Source organism: Corynebacterium glaucum, from assembly GCF_002287505.1.
GTDB classification, from domain to species: Bacteria; Actinomycetota; Actinomycetes; order Mycobacteriales; family Mycobacteriaceae; genus Corynebacterium; species Corynebacterium glaucum.
Genome location: NZ_CP019688.1, coordinates 2,331,095 through 2,352,808 on the forward strand (window position 1 = coordinate 2,331,095; position 21,714 = coordinate 2,352,808).

At 63.9% G+C, this 21,714-nt stretch carries 14 protein-coding genes; 5 read left to right on the top strand and 9 right to left on the bottom strand.

Going from position 1 to position 21,714, the window contains the following annotated elements:
• The first annotated feature begins 1 nt into the window (after position 1).
• From CGLAU_RS11325 to CGLAU_RS11345, 5 genes are all read left to right on the top strand, one after another.
• Positions 2 to 679 carry an NYN domain-containing protein gene (locus CGLAU_RS11325; RefSeq protein ID WP_095660796.1) on the top strand — a complete coding sequence of 226 codons (678 nt, stop codon included), beginning with the start codon at positions 2 to 4 and terminating at the stop codon, positions 677 to 679.
• Positions 680 to 2,986, top strand: a complete 2,307-nt coding sequence (locus CGLAU_RS11330; protein WP_095660797.1) for an MMPL family transporter — start codon at positions 680 to 682, stop codon at positions 2,984 to 2,986.
• Positions 2,970 to 3,947, top strand: a complete 978-nt coding sequence (locus CGLAU_RS11335) for a lysylphosphatidylglycerol synthase transmembrane domain-containing protein (RefSeq protein WP_095661193.1) — start codon at positions 2,970 to 2,972, stop codon at positions 3,945 to 3,947. Before CGLAU_RS11330 ends, CGLAU_RS11335 begins: the two co-directional genes overlap by 17 nt.
• Before the next feature lie 9 nt (positions 3,948 to 3,956).
• The gene (locus CGLAU_RS11340) at positions 3,957 to 4,328 is read left to right on the top strand and encodes a DUF3054 domain-containing protein (protein ID WP_095660798.1); all 372 of its coding nucleotides are present in this window, start codon (positions 3,957 to 3,959) and stop codon (positions 4,326 to 4,328) included.
• A 157-nt stretch (positions 4,329 to 4,485) separates the two neighbouring features.
• Positions 4,486 to 5,973 (top strand): HNH endonuclease signature motif containing protein, encoded by a 1,488-nt coding sequence (locus CGLAU_RS11345; protein WP_095660799.1) that lies wholly within the window; start codon positions 4,486 to 4,488, stop codon positions 5,971 to 5,973.
• A gap of 156 nt (positions 5,974 to 6,129) precedes the next feature.
• On the opposite strand, the gene CGLAU_RS11350 is transcribed toward CGLAU_RS11345, so the two are convergent.
• The 9 genes from CGLAU_RS11350 to CGLAU_RS11390 all read right to left on the bottom strand — a co-directional run bounded on the left by CGLAU_RS11350 (position 6,130) and on the right by CGLAU_RS11390 (position 21,714).
• Positions 6,130 to 7,671 (bottom strand): acyl-CoA carboxylase subunit beta, encoded by a 1,542-nt coding sequence (locus tag CGLAU_RS11350; RefSeq protein ID WP_095660800.1) that lies wholly within the window; start codon positions 7,669 to 7,671, stop codon positions 6,130 to 6,132.
• 1 nt (position 7,672) lies between these two features.
• Entirely contained in the window at positions 7,673 to 12,334 is a 4,662-nt protein-coding gene (gene pks13 / locus CGLAU_RS11355) for a polyketide synthase Pks13 (protein WP_095660801.1), read from the bottom strand.
• Positions 12,335 to 12,373: 39 nt separating this feature from the next.
• Positions 12,374 to 14,182 carry a FadD32-like long-chain-fatty-acid--AMP ligase gene (locus CGLAU_RS11360; protein WP_095660802.1) on the bottom strand — a complete coding sequence of 603 codons (1,809 nt, stop codon included), beginning with the start codon at positions 14,180 to 14,182 and terminating at the stop codon, positions 12,374 to 12,376.
• Positions 14,183 to 14,223: 41 nt separating this feature from the next.
• Positions 14,224 to 15,192: a cutinase family protein gene (locus CGLAU_RS11365; RefSeq protein ID WP_095660803.1), complete on the bottom strand. Its 969-nt coding sequence runs from the start codon at positions 15,190 to 15,192 to the stop codon at positions 14,224 to 14,226.
• Between the two features lie 20 nt (positions 15,193 to 15,212).
• Complete coding sequence (locus CGLAU_RS11370) at positions 15,213 to 15,695, bottom strand: DUF732 domain-containing protein (RefSeq protein WP_095660804.1); 483 nt, start codon at positions 15,693 to 15,695, stop codon at positions 15,213 to 15,215.
• Entirely contained in the window at positions 15,692 to 17,644 is a 1,953-nt protein-coding gene (locus CGLAU_RS11375; protein ID WP_232507117.1) for an alpha/beta hydrolase-fold protein, read from the bottom strand. Before CGLAU_RS11375 ends, CGLAU_RS11370 begins: the two co-directional genes overlap by 4 nt.
• Before the next feature lie 146 nt (positions 17,645 to 17,790).
• The gene (locus CGLAU_RS11380; RefSeq protein ID WP_095660805.1) at positions 17,791 to 18,801 is read right to left on the bottom strand and encodes an alpha/beta hydrolase; all 1,011 of its coding nucleotides are present in this window, start codon (positions 18,799 to 18,801) and stop codon (positions 17,791 to 17,793) included.
• A 76-nt stretch (positions 18,802 to 18,877) separates the two neighbouring features.
• Positions 18,878 to 20,689 (bottom strand): hypothetical protein, encoded by a 1,812-nt coding sequence (locus CGLAU_RS11385; protein ID WP_095660806.1) that lies wholly within the window; start codon positions 20,687 to 20,689, stop codon positions 18,878 to 18,880.
• Positions 20,690 to 20,703: 14 nt separating this feature from the next.
• Positions 20,704 to 21,714 carry a decaprenyl-phosphate phosphoribosyltransferase gene (locus tag CGLAU_RS11390; RefSeq protein WP_095660807.1) on the bottom strand — a complete coding sequence of 337 codons (1,011 nt, stop codon included), beginning with the start codon at positions 21,712 to 21,714 and terminating at the stop codon, positions 20,704 to 20,706.

Genomic DNA, 21,714 nt, shown 5'->3' on the forward strand with positions numbered 1-21,714 from the left:
GATGGATCTGCACGAAATGACGCACCCGTACACCCCCGGGGCGACGCCTGGCCCGGCCAGCTACCTGCTGGTGTGGGACGCGCCGAACCTGGATATGGGCCTGGGCGCCATCTTGGGCGGTCGCCCTACCGCCGCCTACCGTCCGCGTTTCGACGCAATCGGCCGTTGGCTCCTCGGCCAGGCGAGCGAACTCAGCGAGACCACCGGCGAGCGCGTTGAACCGGAAGCCACGGTGTTCACCAACGTCTCCCCCGCCGGCGCCGACGCAGTTCGCCCCTGGGTCGAAGCGCTGCGCAACGTCGGATTCGCGGTCTTCGCCAAACCGAAGAGCGACGAAGATTCCGACGTTGATCAGGACATGCTCGCCCACATCGAACGCCGGTCTACCGAAGGCGTGCTTCGCGGCGTCGTTGTGGCATCCGCCGACGGGCAGAACTTTCTGGAGCCAATCGAGGAGTTAGCTGCGCAGGGCATCCCGGTCACGGTGCTCGGTTTCCACGAGCACGCCTCTTGGGCCGTGAACTCGGAGTGCGTCACGTTCGTCGACCTCGAGGACATCCCCGGGGTGTTCCGCGAACCACTGCCGCGTATCAACCTCGACCAGCTTCCCGAAGGCGGCGCCTGGCTGCAGCCGTTCCGCCCGCTTGCAGCGCTGCTCAACAACACCCGAGGAGAGTAAGTGTTCTACAGGTGGGGCCACTTCGCCTTCCGCCACCGCAAGATCATTCCTGTCGTGGTGGTGGCGATCATCATCATCTTGCAGGTGCTCTTCGGCTCGAAGCTCGGTGAGCGGCTCTCCCAGGAAGGCTGGGAAGACCCGGGCGCGGAATCAACCGCTGCAGCCGTCATCGAGCAGCAGACCTTCGGCCGCGACAACTCCGGCGATGTCGTGCTCATGGTCACCGCCGACAACGTCAACGACCCGGCAGTGTTCCACGCTGCGAACGAGCAGATTAACGCGCTCAAGACCAACCACCCCAACGAGGTCGACGCGATCCGCAGCTACTTCGCAGCGCCGAATTCGCAGCAAATGAGCCCGGACGGCACTAAAGCCTTCGCCGCGATTGGCCTAGTCGGCGACGGCGAGCAAACGCTCAAAGACTTCCGCACCATTAAGCCCGCGCTTGAAGCGATCGACATCCCGAACGCAACCGTCCAGATCGCCGGTGCCACGGCAGTCGCCGACGCGCTGGATACCGGCATGGCGAACGACATCGCCCGCGCTGAGCGCATCGGCCTCGTGTTCGTCGCCATCATCTTGCTCTTCGTCTTCGGCGGTGTGGTCGCCGCGGCAATGCCTTTAATCGTGGGCATCCTGTCCATCGTCGGTTCGCTGTCGCTGCTGGCAATCCTTGCCCAGTTCCAGCAGGTCAACATCTTCTCCCAGTCCATCATCACCCTGCTGGGCCTGGGTCTAGCCATCGACTACGGCCTGTTCATGGTCTCGCGGTTCCGCGAGGAGCTGGACCGGGGACTCGATACGCGCGAGGCAGTTGCAGTCACCACGACCACCGCCGGCAAGACCGTGTTCTTCTCCGCGCTCATGGTTGGTGTGGCCCTCTCCGGCCTGTTGATGTTCCCGCAGGCCTTCCTGAAGTCGGTGGCCTACGGCGCGATCAGTGCGGTGGTCCTCGCAGCGATCATCTCCGTTGCGGTGCTGCCGGCGCTGTTCGGCATGCTGGGGCGGAACATCGACAAGTGGTCCGTGCGCAGAACACGCCGCACCGCACGCCGGATCGAGGACACCATCTGGTTCCGCATCCCGGCCTGGGCAATGCGCCACGCGAAGACCGTTGTCGTCGGTGTCTCAGCGCTGCTCCTGCTCATTACCGCGCCAATGGTCGGCATCACCTTCGGTGGCATCAACGAGACGTACCTACCGCCTAACCAGGAGACCCGCCAGGCGCAGGACAACTTCAATGAGACCTTCCCCGCGTTCCGCACCGACCCCGTAAAGTTCGTCGTCACCGGCGCGGACAGCCAGCAGCTTGTAGACATTGTGATGCAGACCCGCTCCGTCGAAGACCTCGCCGCCCCGCTTGCGCCTGCGCACCCGACCGAAAACGGCACCACCGTGCTGTCCGCGCCGCTCTCGGACCGCAACGAGGGCCAGATGGTCATCGACCAGTTGCGCGCGATTGAGACGCCGGAAGGCGTGGAAACCTACGTCGCCGGTACCCCTGCCATGGAGGTCGAATCCATCGAGGCGCTCCTCCAGCGCCTGCCGTGGATGGCGCTGTATATGGTCCTGGCCACGTTCCTGCTCATGGCGTTGCTCTTCGGCTCGATCATCCTGCCGGCGAAGGCCGTGATCATGAACATCCTGGGCATCGGTGCCACGCTCGGTTTCCTCACCCTCGTGTTCGTGGACGGCATCGGCAGCGGGTTGCTCAACTTCACCCCGGGCCCGCTCATGAGCCCCGTGCTGGTGCTCATCATTTCCATCCTTTACGGCCTGTCAACGGACTACGAGGTCTTCCTGGTCTCGCGCATGGTGGAGGCCCGGCACAACGGCGCCTCCACGGACCAGGCCATCAAGTACGGCACCGCGCACACCGGCGGCATCATCACGGCCGCAGCAGCGATCATGATCGTCGTCGCCGCCGCCTTCGCCATGAGCGACATCGTGATGATGAAGTACATCGCCTACGGCATGATCTTCTCGCTCGCCCTCGACGCGACAATCATCCGCCTCCTCCTCGTACCTGCGGTTATGCACCTGCTTCACGAGGACAACTGGTGGGCGCCGCCGTTAATCAAGCGCGCCTACGCAACGCTTGGCGAAGGTTCGAGTGAGAAATACGTTGGGCAGGTCGTCGATAAGCAAAATGCTTTTGGTGGTGAGATCCGGGTGCGGGATACCGTCGTGGACACCCAGCCGTACCGCTCCGGGGTGAGTGTGAACGATGACGAGCGACTGGTGCCATTCAACGAGCTGATGACCCAGCTGAGGCAGCGTGAACGGTTCCGTGAGCTCGAGCGCTAAGCAGTGGCTGCGATGGCTGGCGCCGGTCGCGCTGATTGCCATTCTGCTCCTGGTTTTTCGCGACGAGCTGCCGTTTCTCGGCCAAGCCTGGGAGGCGCTCGGGAGCTCCGAGCCTTGGCCGCTTCTGGCTGCAGTTTGTACAGCCAATCTCGCGCTCGCGGCGATGTCCGGGGTGATGCAGATTCTGCTGAACACTGGGCAGAAAATTGCGAACCCGGCCAACACCAACGCGATTGTTTACGCCTCGAATGCCTGGTCAACGACGGTGCCCGGCGGCCCGGCGATCTCGGCGTGGCTGACGTTTCATGTGCACCGCTCGTGGGGCGCTTCGGTGGGGCTGTGCGGCTGGTTCTTCGTCATCTCCGGCGCGCTGTCGACGGTGTGGATGGGCATCATCGGCCTCGTCGCCGTGCTGTTTTTGGGTGCGGACCTTTCGGTGCGGACGCTGCTGGCAAGCTTCGCCATCGCCGCCACCACTATCGCCGCGGTGTTCTGGGCGACCCGCAACCCCGCCGTGCTGAAGCGCTGGGTTGGGTTCCTCCCCGACAAGGTGCGGGTGCGGATTGAAACGGTGGTCGACCAAGTCGCGGCAATTCGCATGGGCGCTGGTTCATTCGTCGCCGCGGCTACGTTGTCGCTGCTCAACCGGCTGTTCGATCTCTGCACCATGCTGCTCGCCGTTCATGCAGTCGGCGGGCAAGGCGACATTTCCGTGATGGGGGTCGCGCTCGCGTACATCGTGACCAAGCTCGCCGGCGCCGCCCAAATCACGCCCGGCGGAGTGGGCACGGTCGAGCCGGTCCTGGCAGGCATGCTCGTCGCCGGGGGGCTATCGCTTGTCGACGCCACCGCCGCCACCGTCATCTACCGCGCCATCTCCTTCGCACTGATCACCCTGATCGGCTGGATCGTCTACGCGCTGGTCTACGCCGGGCACGGTTTCATGTTGGGTCGGAAATAGAATGCAGGCATGAGCAATCGCTTATCGACGAAACCTTCCACCCGTAAATTTCTTTCCACCCCTGCCGCGATCGGTGCCGACCTTGTGGCAATCGCGGTTTTTGCATTGCTGGCGCGCATGGCACACCAATCCGAGGACATGCCGTTCAACTTCACCGGGTGGCTGTCCACCGTGTGGCCGTTTGCGCTCGGCGTACTGCTCGGATGGCTGATCGTGCGGGAGAACCGCGGCGGCATCATCTGGGCAGTCACCGCGATTACCGGTCTGGTGATTTGGGGTTTCCGCAATCAGTCAGTACCACACTGGTCCTTCGTCATCGTCGCGACCGTGATGAGCGCGCTGCTGATGCTGGGCTGGCGCGCGGTGGCGCGGAAACTCTAGCCGTTTTCGGACCATTTTCGTATGCTTTGCTTGCGGGTTGATCCGCTCATTTTTGCTGTTTGGTGAATATTTGCCATGCTAGCCAGATTCCTCGAGGTTTGCCCCTTGCGTGTCGTACACATATTCGATATGATAGGCGGTAACAAAGGGGGATCAAATGAAAACTACCGAAATGGTTGCGCCACGCTTCCGCACCCAGCGTCCTGGGGATCTGCAAAGCGCTGCAGCCCAGCATGTGCGGGAAGCGTATTGGTCCCTCTTTTCGGTGTACGCCGAACCCGGTGCTTCGGTCGAGGATTTCCACCTCGAAGCTGAGCAGATCAAGGTGGCAACTGGGTGGTCCAAAGGATTCGTCGAAAACGCGATCTTTGCCCACGCGCGATTGCAGCAGCTCCCCACGCTTCGGGCCCTACAGGCTGAGACGCACCTGCTGGACATGAGCCACCTATCAGCCATCGACTCGGTGCTCGACGAGCTCGGCCCTGACATTGCACCGGAAATCTTCGCTGAGTTCGATGAGCTGCTTGCAGATATCTTCACTCCCAGCCGAGTCGACCAGCAGATTCCACACAGGACCCTGGTCACGCGGCGCATGCGCGAGTTGATCAAGCGAATTGACCCAGCCCGTGCCTACGATCCGAAGAAGCGGAAGGCCCGCAGCCAGGACACCGCAGATTCCGTGAACTTTGAGACGTTTTCCAACGCAGGCGTCGTCAAGGGTGCGATGGAACTGGTGACCGATACTGTGACTGCTTACCGCATCCGCCTGCACCTTCTTGCCACGGCTCGGGAACACTCGATGCAAATGGTGGACGCGGCGGTCAAACTCCTTACCGGAGAGATCGAGCCAAGCGCGAAGCCTACGCTCAACATTTTCGCTCCGCGCGACCGCCAGGCCGGTGAGCCTGCGTATATCCCCGGGTTCGGTTGGACTGGGCCGGAGGACACCGTTGCGCTGGACGACTGGCTCGAGAAAGTTTCGCCGAAAGTTCTAGATCTTGACGACGCTGCCACAGTGAGCACAAGCAGCTACACTCCCACCGCCGGCATGCGTGCGTTCGTAACAGCGCGTGATGGGACCTGCATTTTCCCGGGTTGTACAAGACCTGCTGAGCGGTGTCAGCTCGACCACCGGGTGCCATTCGACGAGGGTGGCCCCACCACCGCGTCAAACCTATTCTCGCTCTGTCAACACCACCACAACATGAAGACAGATAAACGCGCCTTTTACGTCCACGACCCCGATACCAACACCATTATCTGGTTATTCGCGGACGGAACATATGAGCTTTCCGCGTGCGAGGGCATTCTTTTCGACGAGCTCACGCCCACCTGCCCCCGCTGGCGCTCAAGCTTGGAATCCATCAGCCGGACCAAAGCCATCGCCGCTGAGTTCTACGCCAAGGGGCACAAAATCCTCGACGATTTCGACAAAGACAAAGACCTCGAAACTGCGGAACACAGAATCGAGGCCTTAGAGCAGGAATACGGCATGGAGTTCCCCATCAAGGCGGCGCTCCCAGATCCTGGCCCGCCTCCGACGGAACCAGACCATCGAGAGCCCCCGTTCCCCGACCCGCTGGAGTGCGGGTATGAATATAGCCCCGTCGAGCGGCACCTGATTGCGCTGCTCGCCGCGGCTTAAGCGAAGAAAACTCGCGAGAAAACTAGAAAGAGGAACCCCAGGCGTAAAGCGGGTTGCCAGAAAGCAAGCCGTTGATGAACCAAACGGTCATGCTGAGGAGGTCACCGGAGATATCAAGCATCGAGGAGATCATGAAACTGAGCCTATCGTGAGAATCTAAAGGGGGGAAATCGTGTGCTTCTTCGGGAGATCAAACTCGCGCTTGGTCTCCAGCTGACGCAGGGCACGGCGCAGCATCACACGCGTTTCGCTCGGTTGGATCATTGCGTCGATGAACCCGCGCTCGGCTGCAACATACGGTGATGTCATGTTCTCGTCGTAAAAATCCATGAACATTTTCTTCATGGCTTCGCGTTTCACAGGATCATCGATAGCGTCGAGCTGCTTGCCCTGCAGCGTGATCGCCGCAGCCGCGGCACCCATCACCGCGATCTGCGCCGTCGGCCACGCAAAGTTCAGGTCGCCGTTGAGGTTCTTGGACCCCATCACCGCATACGCGCCGCCATATGCTTTCCGCACAATCAGCGTGACCTTCGGCACGGTAGCCTCAACGCCGGCGAACGCGAACTTCGCCCCGCGGTGAATCAGCCCTCGACGCTCCTGCTCTACACCCGGCATGTAGCCAGGAGTATCCACCACGTACACAATCGGGATGTTGTACGCGTCGCAGGTGCGAATGAACCGCGCGCCCTTATCGGCAGCGTCGGCGTCAATGCACCCCGCCAGGTACATCGGGTTGTTGGCTACAAAACCCACCGGCTTGCCGTCGATGCGCCCGAAAGCGCAAATCAAGTTCTCGGCGTACCCGGACTGGATCTCCACGAGTTCCTCGTCGTCGCCAAGCTGGACTAGGAGATCCATCATGTCGTAGCCGGCGTTAGTGTCGTCGGGCAGAAACGCATCCAGCTCAGAGTCGTCGAGCTCATCGTCGGCGGGCGCGTCAAGGGTCGGCACCTCGTCGAAAGCAGAGGTCGGCAAGTGGTCAAGCAAGTCGCGCACAAAGTCGAAAGCTTCGTCTTCACTCTTGACGACGGCCGATATGTTGCCGGCGAGCTCTTGTACCCGGGCCCCACCGAGCTCGGCTGAAGTGATGTCTTCGCCGGTGACCTCCCGGATCACGTTCGGTCCGGTAACGTACATCTCGGTTTGCCCTTCAACAGCAATGACGAAGTCGGTAGTCACAGGCGCGTACACGGCACCGCCGGCGGACTTGCCCAGCATGATCGAGATCTGTGGCGAGCGGCCCGACAACGGCAGCTGGCGCTTCGCGATCTCCGAATACATGGCCAGCGAGGTCACGGCGTCCTGGATGCGCGCGCCGCCGGAGTCCTGGATACCGATGACGGGGCAGCCGATCTTAATGGCGAACTCCATCACTTCCACGACCTTGCGGCCGAACGTCACGCCGACGGAGCCGCCGTAGACGGTCTTGTCGTGGGCGTAAATGGCGACCGGGCGGCCATCAATGCGCCCGTAGCCTGTCACCACGCCGTCGGAGTACACGGCCTTCTCATCGCCCGGGGTGCGGGCAAGGGCGCCGATCTCCACGAACGTGCCTTCGTCGAGAAGCGCTGCGATGCGCTGACGAGGGGTGGTGAGGCCGGCGGCGTCGCGCTTTGCGCGCGAGCGTTCCGAGCCGGGGTCCTGGGCTTTTTCGAGCCGGGCGCGCAGGTCTGCGAGCTTATCGGCAGTGGTCACGTTAGAGTCCCATCCATTCGTTCATGTGCTTGCCAACGATGCCAATCGCTGGCTCGTCCACTACCGCTAGATGGTCGCCCGGCAGGTGCACGATGGTCAAATCGGTGACGATAGCGCCCCAGCCGCCGTCCTCATCAATGTGCGCGTAGTTCGGCTCCAGGGTGATCGCGCCCTCGTGCATCCGCTCGGAGCGGAAGAGCAGCACAGGGACATTGACATCGGCCCACCGGGAGAAGTCCAGGTGGTTGAGAATCTGGTTGTCCACAAACGACGCCCGCTGGTGCTCGAGCACACCGGCAGCGAGCCCGTGTTCGGAGGCGTCGGTGTTCGCCAGGAACTCGGTGAGCATGGTGAGCAGCGCATCCTCGCCCGCGGTTTCCAGCAATTCGTACGGCACGTCGAATTCGAGACCGTAGGTGTCCTTCGCAAACTGGGCGTAGCGACCCCAGCGCGCTTTCGTCTCCTCCATGGTGTCCGGAATCGGCTCCGACGGCTGGGTGGTGTCCAGCAGTGCGATGTACTTCACCTTGTCGTTGCCAAGCTGGTGCGCAACCTCGTACGCCAACGCGCCACCGAAGGACCAGCCGGCCAGCACAACCTGGCGGTCACCGGCGATGCGCTGAATGTCCTCGACGTACTCCGCCGCGCGCTCCTCCAGCGAGCCTTCGCGGCGCTCGACACCGTAGACCGGCGTGCGCTCATCTAGGCGGCGAGCCAGCGGCGCGTACACCGCCGAGGATCCGCCCGCTGGGTGGAAGACGAACACCGGCTCTTTCGTTCCTTCGCGGAAGACGCGGATGTTGCCCTCGACCTCGGTTTCCAGGCCCTCGCGCACACGGTTCGCTAGCGGCTCGAGGGTCTCAGCGCCTTGGACTTCTTCCGCAGTGATCTCAATGCCGGAGCGCTCCGTCAGGTGCGCCGCGATCTCGGCGGCGACCTCGTCGGAGACAGCAGGCAGCTCCGAGGTCACGCCTGCAGCCGCCGCTCCCGAGTACTTCGCCCACGCTCCGAACACCATGCGCTCGGACGCGTCGCGCGGCGCGACACCAACGCCTTGGCCTGTGGGTTTAGCGCCCTTTTGCTCAGGCTCAGTTTCGATCGACCCAGCAGTTTCCCGCCCAGCAACTGCGTCCTCGACGGTCTGGATCACGTCGGCCACGGAGGCGTCGCGAAGCGTCTGCACCTGCAGCGGCGGGATCTGGAAGTCGTTCTCAATGCGGTTCTTAATGCGCATGCCCATCAACGAGTCCAGCCCCAGATCAATCAGCGGCAGCTCATCAGGCAAGTCTTCCGCATCAAAGCCCATGGACTCGGACACGATCGCGCGCAGGCGCTCGGCCACGGTCTCGGTCGCCGGATCCCAGCGGAACGCTTCGATTGCGTCGTCCGGTTCGTCGACAAGCGATGAAGGCTCGACCTCCGCAACTCCTGCGACTACCTGCTTCGCGTCGAAGTCGAGGATGGAGGCGAAACCCTCCGCAACCAGTACGTCCGTGTTGTACACGCGGATAGACAGCCCGCCCAAGGTCGGGGTGACCAGCGTGGTCACGGTGCCGTCCGCGGGCAAGTAACCGTGCTCCTCGGTCGCCACGACGCTCGAGCCCGGCGCGATCTCCGCCGCCGCAGCCTCGATCAGCTGGTACGGGCTGAACACCGCATCCGCACGCGTCGCGTACGCGACCTGGCCATCAGGCAGGTTCACGCGCGTGCCAAGCAGGGAGCTTTCGCTTGACGACGGCCTGGCCGACGTCCACAGCTCATTCCGGGCGAAGTCGATCCCCGGCGTCTCAATGCGCGGCTGGCTGCCGTAGAACCCGGTGAAGTCGACTTTGACGCCCTGGACGTAGAGGCGGGCGGCGAGGTCGAGCAGCGTTTCCACCTCGTCGAGCTTGCGTTTCGTGGTGAACAGCAGCTGCGCGTCCGGTTTGCCTGAGGCAAAGGCGGTGTTCATCATGCCCATGAGCGCGACGGGGTTCGGCGTGATCTCGATGAGCGTGGTGTGGCCGGCGGCGAACGCGGCCTCGGTGGCGTCCTGGAAGTACACCGGCTGGCGGGTCATGCGCAGGAAGTATTCGTCGGTGTGAACGACGCTGCCGGCGGGGTAGGTTTCCCGGTCGACGGAGCTGAACAGCGGGACGGTCAGCGGCTGCGCGTTGATGCCGGCGATCTCGGCGGCGAGGTCGCCCATGATCGGGTCGAGCATCGAGGTGTGGCCGGCGCCGCGCACGTTGAGCTTGCGGGCGAATTTCTCTTGCGCCTCGAGCTGCTCGACGATGTTGTCGATGGCGGTGGCGGGCCCGCCGACGGTAGTCATGCCGGGGCCGGCGTACACGGCTGGTTCGACACCGGGGTAGTCCGCGAGCTGGTCGGGGCCGAGCTCGACCACGGCCATCGCGCCCTCGCCTGAGGTGCCGGCGATTTGGGCCTCGCCCTCGCTCATCAGCCGCGCGCGCTGGCAAGCGATGAGCATCGCGTCCTTGTCGCTGATGCCGCCAGCGGCGTACGCGGCGGCAATCTCACCCATGGACATGCCCATCACGCCTGCTGGGTAAATGCCCATCGAGGCGAGCAGGTCGGTCTGCGCGATCTGGATCGCGGTGATGGTGACCTGGCCGGTCTGGGTGTCGTAGGTCTGGTCGTCGTCGTTGATGATGTCCAGCATCGACCAGCCGCCCTCGAACTTGACCAGCTCGTCGAGCTCGCGCATCCGGGCGGCGAAGAGTTCGCTCGACGCCATGAGTTTCTTGCCCATGAACCTGTGCTGCGAGCCGAAGCCGGAGTACACAAATACCGGGCCGGTCACGCTCGGGGCGTCGGCGGCAACGATGCCTGGGCCGATCTTGCCCTCGGCAACCTGACGCAGGCGCGCCACGGCCTCTTCGGTGGTCGTGGCTTGGATTACCGCAGCAGAACGGCCGTGGTTGCGGCGTGCGAGCGAGCGCGCGACGGGGATCAGGTCGGAGTCAGGTCGGGACTCAAGGAAGTCCGCAAGCTGGGCAGCAGCAGCTTTACGACGGCTTACGAGCAGCCCAGATACCGGCAGCGCCGCAACGTTGAGACCGGTGAAGGCGGTGTTCGGTGCGGTGGTTTCGCCCTCGTACTCTTCTGCTTCGAAATCCGCGAGCACCACGTGCGCGTTCGTGCCGCCGAAGCCGAAGCCGGAAACGCCGGCGACGCGGCGACCGGAGTAGCGCGGCCACTCGCGCGGGTCTTGCACGACCTCGATGTGCTCGGCGTCGAAGTCGACGAAGTGGTTTGGAGCGGTGAAGTTCGCCGAGGCCGGGATGGTGTCGTGCTCGAGCGCCTCGAGCACCTTGATCAGCGCCACCACGCCCGCGGCAGATTCAGAGTGGCCGATGGAGGACTTCACCGAGCCCAGCAGCAGTGGCGCGGCGTTGGAGCGCTCGCGTCCCAGCACGGTGCCAAGGGCGGTTGCCTCGATCGGGTCGCCGAGGATAGTGCCGGTGCCGTGCGCCTCGACCAGGTCCACCTCGGTCGGGTCGATGCCTGCGTCTGCATAGGCGCGCTCGAGCACGTCGACCTGGGCATCCGGGTTCGGGGCGGTGAGGCCGTTGGAATGGCCGTCGGAATTGGTGGCGGAGCCCTTGATCACGGCGAGGATCTGGTCGCCGCCCTTAATCGCGTCCCCGACGCGCTTGAGCACCACAAAACCTGCGGCCTCAGATCGCACGATGCCGTCGGCGTCGTCGGAGAACGCCTTGATGCTGCCGGTCGGCGAGATCACGCCGAGCTCGGAGAACATCAGCGAGGCGAACGGGTTCGCCAGGATATTCACACCACCCGCAAGCGCCACGTCGCACTCGCCGTCGCGCAGCGCACGCACCGCGTGGTGCACACTGACCAACGAGGACGAGCACGCCGTGTCCACGTTCATCGACGGGCCGCGGAAGTCGTACGCGTAAGAAATACGGTTCGGGATGATCGAGCTCGAGCTGCCGGTCAGTGCGTACGGGTGCGCCTGCGCAGGATCGGCGCCCATGAGCATCCCGTAGTCGTTCGAAGAGGAACCCACGAAGACGCCGACCGCCGCGCCACGCAGCGTGTCCGCCGGGATGTGCGCGTGCTCGAGCGCCTCCCACGCAACCTCGAGCATGATGCGCTGCTGCGGGTCCATGTTCTGCGCCTCGAGCGGGGAGATGCCGAAGAACTCGTTGTCGAAGCTCGCGATGTCGTCGAGGTAGCCGCCGTCGGTCGACTCCTCCGCCATCTTGGTGCGAAGGTACGGGTCGCCCGCGTACTCAGACCAGCGGCCGGCAGGCAGGGGTCCCGTTGCAACCTGGCCGTCGATAAGCAATTGCCAAAGCTCCGCCGACGAGTTCGCGCCCGGGAAGCGGCCGGCGTGCCCGACGATTGCGATGTCGCGCTCGTCAGGGGAAGAGCTGATTGCTTGTCGACGCCCCTTTGCCGCGCGTTTCGGCTCCGCCACCAGGGCGGCAGCAAGCGCATCGATGGTCGGGTACTGGTACGCGATGGTTGGGTCGAGCTTGCGGTTGAGCAGGCCTTCCAGCTCGCCCGAGAGCACTACCGCGTCGCGAGACGACAGCCCGTACGCCTCGAGCGGCTTGGCGGTGTCGATGCCGGTTTCCCCCGTTGCCTTCGACACCCACTGCTCGAGCCAAAGGCGCAAATCGTTCTCAGTCATAACGTAAGACCTTATCGGCCGCCGTGGCCGAATTGTTATCTACTCCCGCTCGGCGAACTGCTTGGCATTGACGCGGCGCGCGATCTTGCCTGAGGACGAGCGCGCGATCCCGTTCGGCGGGTAGAACTCAATGACCGCCGGGGAGATGCCGTGGTTGGTGGTGACCGCGGCGCGGATTGCGTCCTCTGCAGCCGGATCGCCGTCCTCGGAGGCGCCGTCGGCGCGCTCCACCATGAGTACGAGCTGCTCGACGTCCTCGCCCGGGACCGCGAACGCCGCGACCGAGTCGGCCCGGACGTGGTCGGAAGCCTCCATGACGGTGGCTTCGATGTCCTGCGGGTAGTGGTTGCGGCCAGCCACGACCACGAGGTCCTTGACGCGGCCGGTGATGTACAGGTGGCCGTCGACAAGCGTGCCCAGATCGCCGGTGTTCAGCCAGTTGTCCTTGGGCAGGCCCTCCTGGAGGGTCTCGCCGATGACGTTGCGGAAAGTCTCGTTGGTTTCGTCTTCGCGGTCGAGGTAGCCGGCGGCGGTGTTGGGTCCGTGGACCCACATCTCGCCGACTTCGCCTTCGGGCAGCTCGTTCTTGGTTTCGGGATCAACGATGGCGAAGTGCTGCCACTGCACCGGCTGGCCGTTGGAGGCGAAGGCAACGCCCGCATCCTCGCCGACTTCGACTGCTTTACCGTTCGCAAGCTCGTTGCGGTCGAAGAACGCGAAGCGTGGGCGGTCCTTGTTTTGTGGGGTAGACACAATGAGCGTGGCCTCGGCGAGACCGTAGGACGGGCGCAGGGTGAGCCGGTCGAAGCCGGAGGGCTCGAAGGCTTCCAGGAACGCATCGACGGAAGGCTTGGTCACTGGCTCGGAGCCGATGATGATGCCCTCGACCAGGGAAAGGTCGTAGTCCTCTGGGTTCTCCGGAGTGGCGTAGCGGGCGGCGAGCTCGAGGGCGAAGTTCGGCGTCACGGTGTAGACGTGCATCTTGTCCGAGTCGTCCTCGCGGCGCGTGAGGCGATCAAGCCAGCGCTTCGGCTGCTGGATAAAGTCGCGCGGGGTGAAGATCTCGAGCTCGTTGCCCAGAATCACCAGCAGAGTCGTGAGGATGATGCCCATGTCGTGGTGCATCGGCAGCCAAGACGGGATGCGCAGCGGCTGCTTCACGCGCGCGCCCATGTAGATCTGGATGACGTTGGACACGATCGACTCGTTGGTGATGATCACGCCGGCCGGGTTGCGAGTCGAGCCGGAGGTGTACTGCAGGAAAGACACGTCCTGCGAGGTATCCACCCCTGCCTCGACCTCGATCGGCTGCCAGGTCTCCGCGAGCGAATCCGGCAGGGAGTCCACCGCGAGGATGCGGGGGCGTTCCGCAGCGGGCAGATCGGCGAAGAACGCGCGCACCGCAGGGGCGTCCTGGGTATTGGTGAGCACCGTCTTCGCACCGGAATCGGCGAGGACGGCGCGCAGGTGGTCTTCGTGGCCCGGCTCGTTCGGGTCGTAGAGCGGGATCGGCACCTGGCCGGAGTACATCGCGCCCATGAAGCCGAAGATGTACTCGGGCGAGTTGCCGGCAAGGATGGCCACACGGTCGCCCGGCTGCCCCACCTGCATCAGCCGCGCGGAGACGGCCTTGATGCGCGTGTTCACCTCGCGGCGGGTGTAGTCGGTGGCTTCGCCCTCGGTGTCCTGGGAGTAGTCCCAGAAGCGGATGTTGACCGCGTCGGCCTGTCCCATCTGGACGGCGCCCATGAAGAGAATTTCGTTGAGCGCCGGGATCGTGAAGTTCGGCGGGAGGACGATGTCTCCGTCCTCGTTGATGAACCGCTTGATGATGACTTCGAGATCCATGGGGCTCCTTCGCTAGTCCCTAAATAAGTGCGAGTAAATAGTTAGTTCGACTGAACTTCCAAGGTGTCGATGCTAGTCCGCGCCCAATCTACCGTCCATTGCGACGCGGTCGTTCCGGGAATGACGTCCGGGTTCGTGGCGTACATCGCGTGATTGCCGTTGGCCAGGAGCAGGTCTGCCGCCCGGTCGAAGGCGTTTTTGATCGCAAGCGGCGCATCGCACACGGAGTCGTTCGGTGCGCAAATTTCAAACGCGCGGTCTGCCACCGCTCCGAATTTGCCGGGGCGCGGGCCGGTCATGGTCGCACCCGGGGTCGCCATATCGACCACGCGCTGCAGCGGCTGCAGCGTGATTTCGGCGCCCTGGCCAGAAAGTTCCGCGCCAGGGTGCACGCCCACACCGTTCTCGCGGCGCCCGTCCGCGATCATCACTGCGCCGAGCAAACGATCTGGCGGGATTGCGCCCGAGTTGGTGCCGATCGCGTCCGCCGCGTCGCCCACAATCACGGCACCCTGGGAGAAACCGGCAATGATGAACTTCGTGGAGTGGCACTGCTCGGCCACGTAAGCAAGCTCGCCGTTGAGCTTCGCCAATCCTTCCGCGCGCGAGTCGTCATAGGTCATCTCCTCGCGCCCGTGGGCGGTCTGGATGTTCCGGAACTGCGCGGTGTACGGCACGGTGAATACGCGCACGTGCCCGATGTCGTAGGCCTCCTGCAGCGGCTGCGTAATCGAAAGCATGAAGCTGTACGGGTTGGCCTGCGGGTTGAAGGGGTCGTCGTCAGCCGAGGACTCCCAGGTGCCGGGCACGGAGACGAACTCCACCGCAGGGCACCACTCGGGTTCCTGTGGGGTGGGAGGGGCAGGCTCGGCTTCGGTGGTTTCTGTGGGTTCGAGCGGCGGGATCGGTTCGCCGTTTCGCCACTGGAAAATGCCCAGGCCGATAAGGGCGACAACAAGGATTACACCCGCAACGACAAAGACGTTGCGGGTGGCACTACGTTCACGCACGGTGTGGTTCCTAGTGGTTCCTAGCAGAGGTTGGCGCGAGCGGCGTCGGTCACCAGCTGCCCAACCGCCTCCGGAGTCATGTCCGTGCGGCGTTGCTCGACAAGCTGACCGGCCACCACATCGCGGGTGATGGTCTCATCCGAGCACACACTATGCCCCGTCACTGTGAGTTCATCCTCAACTCCCTCGACGTTCACCCCGTTTTCTCTGAGCTGGTTCAGATAGCCCGTTTCCTCGGCGGTGAAGGGGTCCGCCTGCTCGGGCACCGAGTCAAGCTCGCGGGCAGGCTGGTCCACCGGACCGGCGGGGGCCGCAGGTTGCCGAGTCGAGGTTTGGGTCACCGTCGCAGTGCTCGAGGAGCTTTCGCTTGACGACGCAGCAGTTGCCACCGTCGTCGACGTTTCTGTGCTGTCCTCGGAATCGACGGTCGCCGAACCGCCGCAGGCGGTGAGGGTGAACGCGGCTGCCAGCGTGGCCGTCGTTAAGCAAAGTGCTCTTTTCATCGCTTCTTCTCAACAACCTTGCCGTTGACCTGGCTGAGGGTGCCGTTCTGGAAGTCGATGGTGAGGCCGCCAGCCGGGATTTCCTTCATGTCGGAGGTCGGCCAGCCGAGCTTGCCTTGCTCGTAGCCCTGCTTGCCCCACTCGTTGAAGATGTCACCGTAGAAGATCACGCGGGCGCCGGACTGCGGCGACCAGTAGATGTTGCCGCGGTCGAACTCCTGGAAGAAGCCGCCGTTGACCTTCTTCTCGTTGGACTTCGGGAAGCCCAGGCCGGAGGTGGCAGTGCCGACCTCGCCGTACTTCTTACCGATCTCGCCGAAGACCATGTAGTGGGAGGTCTTGCCGTCCTGCTCCGGGTTGCGGGTGAGGTAGCCATTCTCAAACTGCTGGACGTATCCCTTGCCAACCTGGGTCGCCTCGGCCACCGGGTAGCCCAGCGGTCCGGTCTCGTAGCCGGCTTCGCCCCACGCCTTCATCATGTCGCCCGGGATGGCGTACGCGCCGTTCTGCGGGGTCCAGTAGATGGAGCCGTGTTCGAAGTGGACGAAGCGGCCGCGGCCGTCCGGGGTCTTGGTCTCGCCCGTGGTTGGGAAGCCGAGCCAGCCGGACGGGCCGCCGAGCCCGTTGTACTTGGCCAAGATCGCACCGAAGATGGCGTGGGCTCCGGTGTCCGGGGACCAGAATGCGGTGCCGCCGCGGAAGTCCTGTGCGCGACCCTTGCCGTTTTCACCGGTGACGTACTCGTCGTTCACGCAGGATCCGATGACGCCGGACTTGGTGGCCTCGGCGATCAGACCGATCGGGGTGCACTGCGCGCCGCGGTCCGCCTCGGGAACGTTGAGCGCGTTCGCGATGTACGGCCACGCCTGGGCCATCTCGAACTGCCAGTACTCCCAGGAGTGCACGCCAGACGGGCGGAAGCGCACGACCGGCTTGACGTTGGTGCGGCTTGCGTAGTCCACGAACGTCTGGGTGGACATGCGGGAGATGACCTCCAGACCCTTGCCTGCGTAGTTCGCAGCGCCCTTGGCCACGGAGTCGGGGTTGCCGTAGTCGTCGCGGCCGGAACCTGCGGAGACGTACACGGTCATGCCCTCGAGGTTCTCGATACCGGTCTTCGGGTCGTGGTCGATCCAGCCCTGGGAGCCCTGCGGACCCCACATCGCGTCAGAGTTGTAGCCGCCGGCGTCCAGCTGCGCTGCCTTGATGGCGGTGGGCATGCCGGTGGTCGTGGTATCCAGGTAGCCGGAGAAGGAACCGACAAAGTTGAACAGGTGCGGGTTGCGCTCAGCCAGGTTGACCGCGGCGGTACCGCCCATGGACAGGCCGACGACGGCGCGCTTGCCGTTGGAGCGGAACTCGTTGCTCATGATTGGGACCAGCTCCTTGGTCAGGAACGTCTCCCACTTGTAGTGCTTGCCGTTGTCCGGACGCTGCCAGTCAGCGTAGAAGGAGGACTCGCCGCCGACCGGAAGGATGACGTTGACGTTTTTGTCGGCGTAGAACTGCTCGATGTTGGTCTCGATAGTCCAGCCGTTCTCGTCGTCGCGGGCGCGCAGGCCGTCAAGCGCCCACACCTCCGGGAATTTCGCGTTCGGGTTGGAGTGCCAGTCGCGAGCCAGCAAGATCTGCACCTGGATGAGCTCCTGCGGCATCGCCGCAGACTTGATAAACACCGCCACGCGACGGTTGGTCAGCCACTCAATGCGGTCAACTTCAACCCCGGCCGGCAGGCCCGGAACTTCGACATCGCGGTCCACCTCGATCGGGGTGCGCTGTGGCGGATCCGAAGGGCGGATCGCGTCCGAGAAGCCGCGGTTGGAGCTCAGGTTGCTAGACAGGTCCGGCGACTGTGCATTAGCAACCTGCGCCGGTGCCAGGCCAGCGGCCAAGACCGTCATGGAGGAGATGGCTGCCAACAACAGCTTCTGGTTACGGGATTCACGCATTGCAATCAGCCTTTTCATGAAGTTGATCGGAGGGGCGGGCATTCAGCCCAAAGGTTAAGTTTCGCTTGAGACTTTAGTCGCCTGACACGCCGGTGATTTTTGAGGTGATTTGTACCCGGCGTGTCAGATGTGAAAGTTGTGGCAATTTACCAGGCGTTCATCACGTCAAGGATGCGCGACTTGGTGCGGTGCAACTCTGCATCCCACTGGCTGAAGTTGTGCAGGCCAGTCGGGGTGGTGACGGCGGTGTGCTCAACACCAGATGCTCGCGCCTTCGCGGACCACAGCTGGGTAGTGAAGTTGGAGATCACTTCAAGCGCCATACCGGCCGCGCGGTGCTCCGGAAGGTAGCGCTCATCCACCGGGCCTGGGGTGCCGCTGCCGGCGGAGACGTAGACGTCCTTTCCGCGCAGGTTGCCCATGTTCAGGAACGGGTCGTTCTCGTAGCGGCGCGGGTTCAGGATGGAGCCCCACATCGCGTTGAGGTTGTACAGGCCGCCGTCAAGCAGCGCGAGGCGCAACGCGGTCTGGCCGCCCGGAATCGTGGTGGTGAGGTAACCGGAGTAGGACAGGACCTGGCGGAACTGGTTCGGGTGCAGCGCCGCGAGGTTCAGCGCCGCGGTACCGCCCATGGAGATGCCGAGGATGGAGTTGTTCGTCGGCGAGACACCGAAGTGCTGTTGCAAGTACGGCGGCAGCTCCTGGGACAGGAACGTGTCCCACTTGTAGGTCACCGGGTGGTTGAAGTCGTACGTCGCCGGCGCGTTCCAGTCGGTATAGAACGAGGACTGGCCACCCACCGGCATCACCAGGGTGATGTTGCTGTCCACGAACGTTGCGGCGGCATTGGTGTCCACCAACCAGGCGTTTGACCACTCGGTCGCACGCAGGCCGTCGAGCATGTACAGGCCGGCGTTGCCGCCGCGCTGAGCCGGCTGAATCTGGACGGTGATGTGGCGGTCCATGGAAGGCGACCACACCGTGCAACGCTGCACCCAGAATCCAACCCCGTCCCACTCACAGCTGCCAGTGGAGTCGGGGCGCAGCCAGTCGCGATTCGCTGCCTGCGCCTGGGGTGCCGCCGCGATGCCGCCAATCATGGTGAATAGCGCTACGAGCAGGGCAATCAGGCCGCGGCGCTTGTGGGTTGTCTGCATACGGAAACTCCTTCTTTACCTGCCCTATCGGGCGGATGTTACCGTAACGTTACCAATCCCCACCGTGTCGGGCCAGTTAGTCCACAGGCCAGGCAATACGCGGACTAAGGTCCTTCCCAGGGTCACGGCCATCGCGGATCTCCCTGACGGTGGCGGGGTCGAGGTACACAGAGGGGTCGTCGTCAAGCGAAAGTGTGCGACCTTTGCCCAGCGAGTACCTGAAGTTTGCCTTGAACCGCTCCCAGCTCATCGGCTCGCGGGAGGTGGCGAGCAACTCCGCAATCTCTTCGCTGCGCAGGGCAGCGCGGGCTTCTTTGGCGGTTTCGATGTCGAACCAGTCGGGGAGATCATCCAGGTCAACGGCGGAATCGGCGACCTGCCACTCCTGCGAGAGCTGCTTGTCGTGGCCGATACGGCCGTCTTCCATGCGCGGCATGCGCGCCGCAAGCGGTGTGGACAGTCCGACGGTGTCCAGGATGCGCACGTCCAGCGGGGCGTTCATGCTGGTCATGCCCAAGTTGATCCAGTATGCCGTGAGCGGCAGGTCCTGCAGGTCCGAGGGACCCTCGAAGCGCTCGCGCGGGTACCAACGGAACTGCTCCCCGTCGTCGTAGTCGATGCCGATGGCGATCTGCGCGGCGTTATTTTCTCGCGCTTCCGGCAGCTCCTGGTCCCAGCCACGCATCATCGGCATGGCCAGGAAGTCCTCGGCGTACATTGGCGCGTCGCCAGGTTCGCGGCCGAGCGCAGTGGTCCAGAAATCGCGCTCGTCGACAATGTTCAGCTCTTGGTCTTCGTACTGGTAGGCGTGCTCATCGGTGGGGTTTGAGTGCACCACAATCACACCCGCCCACACCACAATCGCGGCGGTAATCGCCGCGGTGACGCGCGTCAGCGGCACCGCCATCACCGGCAGCAGCAGCGCGAACAGCGGCAGCAAAAGCATGCGGCCGTGCATGAAGTCGCCGCCCACTCGCAGCACGTACAGCACGTGGGCGAGTGCACATCCGGTGGTCAAAAGAACAATTGCTAATCGACGCCCCCTCGCACCCCCCACGAGCACCACACCCGTGATCAACGCTGCGGCCACCGGAAGGTAGAGCCAGTAGAAGCCTGCGAAGTTCCAGAGGTAGCTGAGGCCTTGCGACCACTCCGAATCCGAAGCGGACTTGGCCACCGCCGTGTGCGGGGTGATCAGCCCGTAATAGCCCATGCGGAAGATCTGGTACGCCGCCGGGACCGGGAGCGCGGCGAGCAGAATGCCGGGGGTCTTGCGGAAGCTGGTGGCAATGAGCACGATGCCGGTCACGCCACCGTAGAGCGCGAGCTCTGGGCGCACGAGCCAAGACAGGCCGCACCAGAAGGCGAGGAAGTACCCCACCGAAGGGATCGCGCGACGCGCGGGCGTCGCCCACGTGACCAAAAGCGCCCACCAGACCGCGAACCAAAGCAGCGCCAGGCCCCACTCCAGGCCGGAGGTGGCGAAGTCGCGCGCCGGCGGCAGGGCAAGGTAGATGATCACGCCGAACGGGATGACCGCTACGGTCTGCTGGGCGCTCAGCTGCCAGTACCGTCCCGTGGCGTGGGTGGCCGACGCCGCGGCGACGACCGTGAATGTGAGCGCCAGCCACGTCGCAATGTCTTCCAGGCGCGCATCCGTCACCCAGGCAACTGCCGTGATCAGGTACTGCCAGAGCGTGGAGGTGTTTGCCTCGACGCGCTCGCCGACGTTGAACACTGGGCCGTTGCCGGCGAGCAGGTTGCGCACTGTGCGCAGGACGATCAGCCCGTCGTCGGACATCCACCGTCGCGTCCACCCGCCCCAAAATGCGAACACGCCTGCCACAAGCGTTGTAGCAAGCAGTGAGAGGCGGGCGTGTCTGTGCATCAATGGGATTCTAGTTACCCGGAAACGGCGGGCACGATGTAGACGGCCATAGCGATGCAGAACAGCCACGCGACAGCGAGAAGTTGCAGGACGCGGTCTTCCAACGCGATCTCATCCGGGGCGCCGCCGCGGCCGCCGTCGACCTCAGCGGCGTAACGCAGGATCGCGATGACGAACGGCACCATGGAGATCTGGTACCAGATCGCGGCGTTGCCAGACACGGCGTCGGAAAGCTCAAAGCCCCAAAGTGCGTAGAAAATCACCACCGCGGTGGCGGAGACCGTCCAGACAAAGCGCAGGTAAGTGCCGGTGTATCCCTCGAGCGCCTTGCGAATTTTCGCGCCAGTCTGCTCCGCAAGGATCAGCTCCGCGTAGCGCTTGCCAGAGGCCATGAACAGCGAGCCGAACGCCGCGACCAGTAGGAACCACTGGGAGAGCTCGATGCCCGCTGCCACACCACCGGCCATCGTGCGCAGCATGAAGCCGGAGGACACCAGCGCGATGTCGATCACCGGGATGTGCTTCCAGCCGAAGCAGTACCCCAGCTGCAGCGCGATGTACACGCCGATGACCAGCGCCAACGAGGTGCCGTCGGTAGCCACCAACGAAAGGCCGATTGCGGCGACGATGAGGATGACCGCCATCGCGTACGCCAGGTTGATCGGCAGCATGCCGGAGGCGATCGGGCGGAATTTCTTGGTCGGGTGCTGGCGGTCAGATTCCACATCGCGGGCGTCGTTGATCAGGTAGATCGAGGACGCGCCGAAGCAGAACACGACGAACGCAATGAGGATGTCAATCGCGGTGCGGCTGGTAAACGCCTCCAGGCCCGCGGCCAGCGGCGCCGCGAGGACCAGGACGTTTTTGACCCACTGCTTCGGGCGGAGACCCTTGATCATCGCGTCCGGCAGGTTCTTCGGCGGGTTCTTCTTCATCACCACGTCGACGCCGGCGGTGTGCGGCTCGGGACGCAGCAGCGGTTCTTTCACTGGCTCATTAACTGGCTCATTAACTGGCTGAGTCAT